The organism is Arcicella rosea (assembly GCF_014204325.1).
GTDB classification, from domain to species: domain Bacteria; phylum Bacteroidota; class Bacteroidia; order Cytophagales; family Spirosomataceae; genus Arcicella; species Arcicella rosea_A.
This window is the reverse complement of sequence record NZ_JACHKT010000025.1, coordinates 65,172-75,692: the sequence shown is the minus strand read 5'-3', so window position 1 is coordinate 75,692 and position 10,521 is coordinate 65,172. Positions and strand designations below refer to the sequence as shown.

Annotated in this window: 5 protein-coding genes; 1 reads left to right on the top strand and 4 read right to left on the bottom strand. The window is 35.3% G+C overall.

Going from position 1 to position 10,521, the window contains the following annotated elements; genetic code table 11:
- Positions 1-118: 118 nt before the first annotated feature.
- Positions 119-1,216, bottom strand: a complete 1,098-nt coding sequence (locus tag HNP25_RS15810; RefSeq protein WP_184135654.1) for a Fic family protein — start codon at positions 1,214-1,216, stop codon at positions 119-121.
- A 201-nt stretch (positions 1,217-1,417) separates the two neighbouring features.
- Here HNP25_RS15810 and HNP25_RS15805 point away from each other — a divergent pair, with 201 nt between their 5' ends.
- Positions 1,418-3,811 carry an alpha-L-rhamnosidase-related protein gene (locus HNP25_RS15805; protein ID WP_184135652.1) on the top strand — a complete coding sequence of 798 codons (2,394 nt, stop codon included), beginning with the start codon at positions 1,418-1,420 and terminating at the stop codon, positions 3,809-3,811.
- Positions 3,812-3,857: 46 nt separating this feature from the next.
- Here the strand turns inward: HNP25_RS15805 and HNP25_RS15800 are convergent, their stop codons facing one another.
- From HNP25_RS15800 to HNP25_RS15790, 3 genes are all read right to left on the bottom strand, one after another.
- A complete protein-coding gene (locus HNP25_RS15800; RefSeq protein WP_184135650.1) occupies positions 3,858-4,742 on the bottom strand; it encodes an Rpn family recombination-promoting nuclease/putative transposase in 885 nt (294 codons plus the stop codon).
- Positions 4,743-5,284: 542 nt separating this feature from the next.
- Positions 5,285-6,805, bottom strand: coding sequence for a DUF4394 domain-containing protein (locus HNP25_RS15795; RefSeq protein WP_184135649.1), 1,521 nt, complete (start codon positions 6,803-6,805; stop codon positions 5,285-5,287).
- A 191-nt stretch (positions 6,806-6,996) separates the two neighbouring features.
- Positions 6,997-10,266, bottom strand: coding sequence for a TonB-dependent receptor (locus HNP25_RS15790; protein ID WP_229202889.1), 3,270 nt, complete (start codon positions 10,264-10,266; stop codon positions 6,997-6,999).
- Positions 10,267-10,521: the final 255 nt, after the last annotated feature.

The following is a 10,521-nucleotide window of genomic DNA, read 5'->3' as shown; positions in this document are numbered from 1 at the left end:
GAAAAGTAAGGATTGTACAATAATAAAGATAAAAACCTCTCAAATCGTCCTAAACCTCACTATTCTAAGAAAAAGTTCGGGATGACTCATGTTTAGAAAGCATTCCAAATTTATCTCATTATTGATTCAACCAATAGCGTGTACTTTTTAATGTCCCCGTTTTAGTCAACGCTTGCATATTTACTAATTCTTGTAAATCACGAGTAACCGTTGCATTGGATGCCCCCGAAATAGTTTTGTAATTACTTGCACTCAAACCACCTTTGAACCCTTCTATTCCAGCCTCAAATATTCTTAGTATAACTTTTTCTTGCCTTTCATTCAATAAGTCTTTGTACTGATTAAAAAACTTTGTTTTAAAAATCAGAAAACTAACCATTCGTATGGTATAATCTTGTGCTTGCAACGTCAATTCTGCAAAATAAGTTAAATAAGCATCTATATTCAATTGATGATTGCAGGATTGTATCGCTTGGTAATAGGCTTTCTTTTGCGAGTCTATTACTTTAGCAAACGAAGTAAGTGCTGGCTTACCCATTCGTTGCGAAATCGCTTTATCTACCAAAGCTCTGCCTATACGCCCATTTCCATCTTCAAAAGGGTGAATTATTTCAAAATATAAATGTGTAATCCCTGCAAAAATCAAGGTTGAAACTTTTTGATTATTAGTTAAATTCTCCTGATACCAATTCAAAAAAGTATCCATTTCAGTCTTTACTTGTCCAGAAGGCGGTGCTTCATAAAACACTCGTGGAACTGACAAATTCCCTGATACAATTTGCATTGGTTCTTCATGTGTCCGGTAGCTACCAATAGTTTCTATATCACGTCGCCCATTCATTAACATTTTATGCCATTCAAAAAGCATTTCATGTTCAAGGGGCTTGTCATGATTCACATATAAATCTACCATCATTTCAGCTACACCAGCAGCATTAGGCGGTACTTGTCGAAAATCGCTTTTCAGGCCTAAGTGCTTTCTAATAGAGCTTTGAACAGATTCTCTGTTCAGAATTTCCCCCTCAATATTTGAGGTAGAAACAGCTTCTTGCGATAGAATTTCTACCTTTAAATTTTCTAACCCTTCGGCTTCAATATGCTGAATCACTCCCCATATTTTGCCTATGTTACGCTCAAACTCTAACTCATAAATGAGTAGCTTTGATGGGTCATATTCAAAATTAGCCCAATTTTTATCTTGCCAAATCCAACGCATGAGCGATAAAGTTTATTTTTATAACTCAAAAATACTATATTTTATGAGTTATAAAAGCTTTTTTTATAACTCATAAAACTTCACCTAAGAATTTTGTTGGTTTAAGCCGACCAATTCTTACCCAAACAGGTAAGAACAGGCAAACATTCTTCTTCAAAAATTGTATTTTCGTTTGAATATCCATAATCAAAACGAACGAAAATGAAAGTACTTCAAGCTTTACTCTTTTCATTACTTATTTCGCTTCCACTTTCAGCACAAAAAGCCAGTCAAAAAGTATTAACGCAACGTTGGCAAGCCGACTGGATTGCTCCACAAAATATAAATCTGAAAGATTTTGGAGTGTTTCATTTCCGAAAAAACTTTGACTTAGCTCAAAAGCCTGCTCAGTTTATCATCAATGTTTCTGGTGATAATCGTTATAGACTTTTCGTGAATGGACATTTCATCGGAACGGGCCCAGCACGAAGTGATTTAATGCACTGGAATTTTGAAACTTATGACATTGCAAAGTATTTGAATCAAGGGAAAAATACCATTGCTACCGTGGTTTGGAATTTTGGTGAATTTATGCCCGCTGCCCAGATGAGTAATAAAACGGGTTTTATCATGCAAGGAAATACTGAACAGGAAAGCCTTGTGAATACCAACCCAACATGGAAAATATTTCAAAATCAAGCTTATAAACCTTTGCCAGTGGATGGCAGGAAACTTCGAACTTATATTGTGGTGGGTGCTGGCGAAGAAGTAGAAGCAAGTAAATTGCCTACCAACTGGGAAAAACCATCTTTTGATGACAGTCAGTGGACAAATGCACGAACTTTAGAACATGGTTATATTTCAGGAACAGGTACAGGAGCTGAATGGTATTTAGTGCCAAGAACGATTCCGCAAATGGAAGAAATTCATCAAAATATCAATAGTATCAGAAGATATGAGAGTTCTAAAACTTTAACAATCAATGATAATTGGTTGAAAGGAAAAGGTACTTTAAACATTCCTGCCAATAGCAAAACTACTATTTTACTCGACCAAACTTTTGAAACAGTAGCTTATCCAGAAATAATTGTCAGCGGAGGAAAAGATTCAAAAATTAGCTTTATTTATGCAGAAGCATTGATTGATGATAAATGGGTAAAAGGTAATAGGAATGAGATTGAAGGAAAACATATTATTGGCATTCAAGATATATTTCGTCCAGACGGACAAGCTAAAAGAGGTTTCAGACCACTTTGGTTTAGAACTTATCGCTATATAGAAATTACGATTGAAACCAAAGAACAGGCACTTACCATTAATGATTTTTACGGAATAAAAACAGGTTATCCTTTTGAGGAAAAAGGTAATTTCACAAGTAATGACCCCAGTTTACAAAATATTTGGAAAGTAGGCTGGCAAACTGCTCGTTTATGTGCAGGCGAAAGCTATTTTGATTGCCCTTATTATGAACAATTGCAATATACTGGTGATACTCGAATTCAGGCATTAATTTCATTATATGTTTCTGGCGACGACCGTTTGATGCGTAAAGCCTTGACAGATTATGATAATTCAATGACTTCCGAAGGCTTAACGCAAAGTAGATATCCTTGCAATACGCCTCAGATTATTCCTACTTTCTCTTTGTTTTGGGTTTCTATGACTTATGATTTTTGGATGCACCGCAAAGACGATGCTTTTGTTAAATCGCTTCTGCCCAATATCGAAAAAGTATTAGGTTGGTACGAAAGAAAGATTGACCCACAAAAAAATATGTTAGGTGCAATGAGATGGTGGTCTTTTGTTGATTGGGCAACACCTTGGAAATGGAATCCAATCTCAGATATTGGCGGTGTTCCTGATGGTGCAACGGATGGAAATTCGTCTATTATTACTTTCCAGTACGCTTATACTTTGCGACAAGCTGCCGCTATTTTTGAAACTTATGGCGACAAAGACAAAGCTATTTATTACCGTACCTTGGCGGATTTAATCTCAAAATCTAGCTATGAACAATGTTGGGATGAAAGTAAAAGCGAAGTAGCCGACACGCCAGATAAAAAGGCATTTAGTCAGCATGCCAATATTTTTGCAATACTTGCCAATGCCGTGCCAAGAGCCAACGAAAAAGCAATTATGGATAAAATTTTGAAAGATCAAAGTCTGACTCAAGCCACTTTTTACTTTCGCTTTTATCTAACACAAGCCTTGAAAAAATCTGGGAATGCTTCCCTATATTACAGTACATTATCGCCTTGGCGAGATATGTTGAATATCGGTTTAAGTACTTTTGCAGAACAAGCAGACCCAACTCGTTCAGATTGTCACGCTTGGTCGGCATCACCCAATTATGATTTTTTAGCCACCATTTGTGGCATTATGCCCGATGCTCCGGGTTTTGAAGAAGTACGTATTCAACCAGCTTTAGGGGATTTAGAAAACGTATCAGGAAAAGTACCGCATCCATCTGGAGAAATTACAGTGAATTTAAAACGTAAAGGAAAAACAGGTATTTCAGGAGAAGTAAACCTTCCATCGAACCTTTCAGGAAGATTTATTTGGAATGGAAAAACGATTACCTTGAAAGGCGGCTTGCAAAATGTAGATGTAGAGTAGTTTTTTTTAGCTTTGTCAACTTTTTGAAAGTTGACAAAGCTATGTACTATGCCAAACGGCTAATCTCCTCCTCTGAAAGACCAGTTATTTGAATAATCATCTCCACAGACATTCCCATAGCAAGCATATTTTGAGCAACTTCTATCTTCCCTTCTATCTTCCCCTCTAATTTTCCTTTCAATATTCCTTCCATTTCTCCCTCCTCTCTTGCAGTATCTAATGAATTTTTTAAATCTCTGTAATACTTCAAACTATCTTCATAAGACAATATTTGAGCAGGCGTGAATTTGGCTATTTCTGCTGTTTCAAATACTTTTTCAAAGATTTGTTCTCGCAAACTATCAGGGATTCTATCTAATTTGTTAAGGTTACTTATTACATAAAGCCACTTATCAAACCTTGTTTCTAACTGCTCTATTGTTTTCTTGAACTTAGGCATTTCTAAGTAAATGAAAGTCAATTTATCATAGAATACTTTATTGGTTTCTATGTCTTTCAACTTTACATCATACCTAAATTTATCGGGTTCATTTTTATCTGCTTCAAATACAAAATCAAGTATCGCAATGGTATAAACAGCTTTTAATTCGTAATTCCAATCTGCTCTTTTAGCTTGTTCTCTGATTGGAAAAGTTGAATAATAAACTGTTCTATCTTTAAAGAAATTCTGCTTGGACTTTTGCAGTTCTACAATAAATTTTTCTCCACGCTCATTTTCACAATACAAATCAAAAATTGCTTTTCTATCTAGTTCCGTCAAACCTAAATGTTCTGTTTTTAGGTAAGTCAGTTCCTTAATTTGTCCTTGTTCTTCTTTTAATAATTCGTTCAGAAAATCCAATAACAAATCCTTGTTCAACTCTTCGCCAAACAATTTCTTAAAACCATAATCGGTAAATGGATTGATATATTTCTCTACAAACTCAGCCATTTGTGTATAATTTAAGACAAATATACAATTTTTGGAAAACTGATAGATTAATTTTTTATTCATTAAAGGTAAATCATATAAAACCCAATAACATGAAAACTCTCGAAAATCAACAACTAATCAAAGACGAATCTCTTCAAAACTGAGTCAAGAGCTTTTGCCAAACTCATTTTCAAACTGAAGTGGTAAAATTTCAGGGGAATGCTCTAGTTAGAGCAATTCACAGAACTCTCCCACCAATCCATCCCAAAGACAGGCAAACCTATCTAAAACATCCACCAATCCATCTCGGAGATAGAAAAACCTATCTTTTTGATGGAACGAGCTATCTCGGAGATAGGTCAACCTATCTTTTTTGCGGTTTTTTGCGTGAAAAAGATAGGACATCCTATCTCGGAGATAGGTTGACGCATCTTTTTTACGCAATTTCCCGTACAAATACGAAGAAAACCGCAAATAGATTTAGGTGCTTGGGCATAAAACAAAAAACCCAAAAAGAAATCTCTTCTTGGGTTTTAGCAAATAAGGAATTAAATCAACTATTAAAATCCTGTGCCTAAAGCAAAAGCACGAACGGTATTCGGTAAGTCAGCTAATTTCGTAGCAACACCTGTTGTGATATTGATGGTATAAATTGCAGACTTATCTCCTACTTTCAAAGCTGCGTAAGCCATGCCTCCTCGGCTACTAATATCAAATCCTCCTACTGCTTCAACATTAATACCTAAAGCCCCAACTTCTACTAAAGTTCCATTGTTTGGTGGATCTTGCTTGTACAATTTATCTGTCATGCTATCAATATTGAATAGAATTGTTGACGTTGCTCCTGCAAAATTATTGGTATAAGCCGAAGCCGTAACCGAAGGCATTCCCGGATTCAAAGCACCATCTACTGCTGCAATAGCTCCTGTTTCAGGGTGCAAACGTAAATTCTGACCAGTATTACTAATACAACGAATTCTATCAACGGTTGGGTTAAAATCAAAACCAAAAGAAGTACCCGCCAAAGTAGTTGCAAATGGTGCAGTACCAACTACTGCTGCCGCACCTGATGAAGTATTCAATACATATAATCTACTAGAACTTCCCAAAGCAAATAATTGACCCGTTGCAGGACGAAAATCTATGCCTAAAACGGTTTCACCCATTTGTAAACCAGTAATTGCTTTAGAAACTGGGGTACCAATATTCAAGTAATTAAAGACCAATAAATTATTACTTTCATCAACTGCATAAGCAACTGGTGCCGTTGGAATCGCCAAACCATTGATATTGCCAGTTGGTAAATTTCCTAATTTTGTTAATTTCCCTGTCGTAATATCTACTTGATGCAATTCCCATTTTCCTGAAACCATCACCGCAGTCAGGGCAACATCTCCAGCGGGATTAATATCAAAGCCCGCCGAAGCAGTAATATCAATACCTAGATTTCCTACTTCTACCAAAGTACCATTATTGGGTGGGTCTTGTTTGTATAATTTATCCGATTTAGCGTCAATATCATACAAAACAGTAGAGCTTGCTCCTGCAAAATTATTAGTATATGCTACCGATTCGATAGCGGGACTCATTCCACCATTGATACTTCCGTCTGTCGCTGCCACTGCACCTGTTTCTGGATATAAACGTAAATTTTGACCCTTGTTGGTTACTAATCTGATTCTATCAACCGTTGGATTAAAGTCTAAAGCTACGGCTGTACCATTAATTACAGGGTTTAAAGCAGTTGTTCCAATTACTCTAGCCGCTCCAGTTTCTTGATTGATAACATAAATTCTGTTCATTGCACTTACTCCATACAATTCGCCAGTAGCTGGTCTGAAATCAATGGATAATAACATATCATTAGCTATTAAACCTGTAATAGTAGTCGTACTACTTGCCATTTCAGGATTCATGGCATTGATTTTCATCAACTGTTTTCCGTCTGCTAATACATAAAAAGTTTGATCTGGCTTGATTACGGTTGGGGTTGTTACTTTATCATCACTACAAGAAGACAATCCAAAACCCATGACAAAGGCTGAGGCGGTTAAAAAATGTTTAAGTTTACTTGTGTACATATTGCTAATAGTTTTATGTGGAAATTTTAGCAGATATACGTGAGGAATGTTTTTTTGGTTTTGTAGCGATGAAAGAAAACGAGAATAATGTGTATTTAGGATTGAATAAGCATAAAAAAGTAAAAGAGATTGTCTCAAAAGTCAACCTCTTTTACTTTAAATTAACAGAGAAGAAATTTCATCCTACCTACTTAAAAACTGTATCTTAAGCCTAACTGCATTTGCCATCTTGATGATAATTGATCAATTGAATAAGTTGACGTTGGTTTCGTAAATGTATAAGTTGGATCCGCTGAAGTTCCAGAATTCACACGTGATAAACCTAAACCAACCGTAGAGTTGAAAGTATTTGGTGCAAAGTAAATTCTACCCCAATCAGCATTCAATAAATTAGTAAAATTGAAAATATCTAAGGTTACTTGTACTGTATTTTTTGTTCCTACTTTAATATCATGTAAGATTCTTACATCCATTGTTGTGTTCCAAGGAGTACGACCACCATTACGTTCAGTAAAATCACCTTTACGAGTACTTAAATAATCATCTCCATTCACAAAATTCATGAAATTAGCAGCCTGTTGAGCAGCCGTTTCTGTAACAACTCCCGTAGCATTTTTCTTATCTACAAAATATTTAGTTGCTTCAGCTTCGTCTTTGAAAACATAAGCTAAACCAGCAGCTTGAGGTGTGTTAGCAATCGTTGAATTTACAAATCCCCATGTAAATGGTGCACCTGATTGTGCAGAAATTACACTTGTAATGGTTGTGGCATGCGTATTTGACCATTTGTGGCTATATCCAACAGAACCAATGATACGATTACGAATATCAAAATTAGAATGCGACAATTTAGGATCGTTTGGTGTTAAAGATTGGTTCAACTGCCAGTTAGATTCCATAGAGTTACGAATCCCGTTTGTTAAATCGTAAGACTGTCCGTAAGTATAAGCAAGGTTAAAATTCAAACCAAATTTATATGTTTTAGCCACTTGTAAAGTTAAGCTATAACGATACCCTTGAGAAGTATTCGACAATTCGTAAGCATTCGAGAAACCCGTATTTAATTTCTGACCAGTAGCTCCTCCTGATAAATAAATTGGCATTTGTTTTTGTGTATCATAACTAAAATACTTCACAGAGTCCTTCAAGTTTACTTGTTGGAATTTCAAATCGTTAATTGTTTTGGTATAAATCCCTTCAACCGTGAATTTATAGCCATTCTTAGTAGTATAATCTACGGCCAAACTATTTCTAAATACTTGTGGCATTTTGAAATTATTCGCAACAGCATCTACTTGAGTTTGATTTCCTTGACCATTATTGAAAGCAAAGTTTTTAGCACCATCTTTCAATACATCGCCTTTATTAGCAACAGTAGCACGGTTATTAATATCAAATGCACCATATCCAATACCATCATTGTAAAAAGCATAGCCTAACCAAGCAAATGGAATTCTACCTGTGAAAATTCCTGTTCCTCCACGAATCACTACAGATTTATCTCCGTTAACATCAAAGTTAAAACCTAATCTAGGCGATACCAATACTTGTCCGAAAAGTTTATTATCAATTTGGCTCAATGGTGTTCCTGATGTGTAAGTAGTTCCAGCATTAATATCCAACGGTGTCGAAGTAGTTTTTTGACTCAAAGTTGGCGAATCAGCACTTGCTAAATCAAAACGAATACCAGGAGAAAGTTTGATTCTATCTGTTATTTGGATTTCATCTTGCGCATAAACACTATACAATCCTACTGTAAATTTTGCATAAGGATTATTGTAAAGATTATCACGAGAATTATCTCCAAAACTGTATGAACCACGTACACGATTTACTTTTCCAGCGAAGAAATCATCTAAACTCTTATATGCTATACGACCATTCCATGAATTCACAAAACCATAATTAATATTATAAATCTCGTTATGTGTCCCCACTAAAAATGTATGTTTTCCCTTGAAGAAAGTTACGTTATCAGTTAATTCAAAAGTTTTTTGTTTCATATTAAAAACTGTTGCTTCACGGTCATTCCCTAAGATAATTGTTCCACCATTATAAGCAATTTCAGTTTGTGGGAATGAAACACTATTTACATTATTTCCTGCTATACTGCTACTAAGTGGATCACGATAATCTTGAATATCTGAATAGCCTAATACTAAACTGTTAGAAATATTACCATTACCAAAACGGCTTTTTAATTCAGCAACTGTTGAATTTTGCTTATTTACTTGTCTAAAATCCATACTTCCGAAACGAAAATTGGCAGCGTCACGCTCTAAGTTTGTTGCTTCTGATGTAACATAGTTATTACGAATCGACAATTGATGTTTATCAGAAATATTCCAATCTAAACGATTAAAGAATTTGTTACTTCTTGAATAAATACTGTAGTTGTTTGTTTCGCCCGGATTGAAACCATAGTTCGTCACCAAATAATTAGTAATCTTACTAGCTGTTGCAGCATCAACTAATGAATTAGCATCACCTGCACCATAAAAAATCGGTTCGTTACGACGAGTAATTTCTTCGTTAGTAAAGAAGAATAATTTATTCTTGATGATAGGTAAACCTACTCTAAAACCAACTTGATAATCAGAATATCCACTAGGGATTTTTGCACCATCACCAGCATTATTAGGGCCAGTAATTGTAGCATTACGACCAAAAGCATAAGCTGAACCTGTGACTTGGTTCGTTCCAGTACGAGTAACTGCATTAATTGAACCTCCAGTAAAATTACCAATTTTAACATCATAAGGAGCAACATACACTTGCACGTCTTGAATTGCATCTAAACTTACTGGGTTTGTACGAGTACTACTTCCTGGCATACCCGATGTTCCACTTACACCACCTAAAGATGGACTAAAACCAATTGCATCATTATTGATACTTCCATCAATTGTTACATTGTTATAACGAAAGTTCGTTCCTGCAAATGAATTGGTAGAACTACCTTGAGGCGTCATGCGAGTCATATCTGTCAAACTACGGCTCAAAGTTGGAAGGACTTTAATCGTATTTTCACCGATATTAGTACCAGCACCAAGTCTTGTTCCACCTTTATCAGCTTTTACGACAACTTCTGCTAAACTTGTAGCTTCTTCGCTCACAATGAAATCCAAATTAGACGTTGAACCTAAATTCAACATAATATCTTCACGGACTTGTGGTTTATAACCAACAGAAGTAACGGTTAATCTATACGGCCCACCTGGATTCATATTTGCAATTGTAAAGTGACCATCAACGCTAGATGCTACTCCGTATTTTGTACCCGTTGGTAAATGGACAGCAATAACGGTTGCACCTGGTATTTGAGTACCTTTTTGATCTTTAACTCTACCTGAAACAGTAGAAGTTGTGATTTGTGAAAAAACCTGCACGCCCGAAAAGAGCAACGAGATAATTGCCAACAATCTTAGTGATTGTTGAAAAGTAAGGAAACTTTTCATCATTTTGAAGTTTTAAAATAAGAAATTAGAGCATATACGGTAGTATATGAATAAGGAATTGCGAGAAGTTTGGAATAATCCTAAATTAGAATCTTGAGAAATAATATAAATAAATAAACGGTAGGATAGCTGTACTTGAATTTACACGAGATTAATAAATTGGAGCAATTTATTACTTTTTTAGTCTTTAAAAAGGAATTTTTAAAGACCACATTTTGCTTGAATTTAAAATTTTGTTCATCATCTGAATCTTCATCT

Excerpts from the sequence above, each read along its gene's own strand:
- HNP25_RS15810 (WP_184135654.1), bottom strand. The coding sequence starts at position 1,216 with ATGCGTTGGATTTGGCAAGATAAAAATTGGGCTAATTTTGAATATGAC.
- HNP25_RS15805 (WP_184135652.1), top strand. The coding sequence starts at position 1,418 with ATGAAAGTACTTCAAGCTTTACTCTTTTCATTACTTATTTCGCTTCCA.
- HNP25_RS15800 (WP_184135650.1), bottom strand. The coding sequence starts at position 4,742 with ATGGCTGAGTTTGTAGAGAAATATATCAATCCATTTACCGATTATGGT.
- HNP25_RS15795 (WP_184135649.1), bottom strand. The coding sequence starts at position 6,805 with ATGTACACAAGTAAACTTAAACATTTTTTAACCGCCTCAGCCTTTGTC.
- HNP25_RS15790 (WP_229202889.1), bottom strand. The coding sequence starts at position 10,266 with ATGATGAAAAGTTTCCTTACTTTTCAACAATCACTAAGATTGTTGGCA.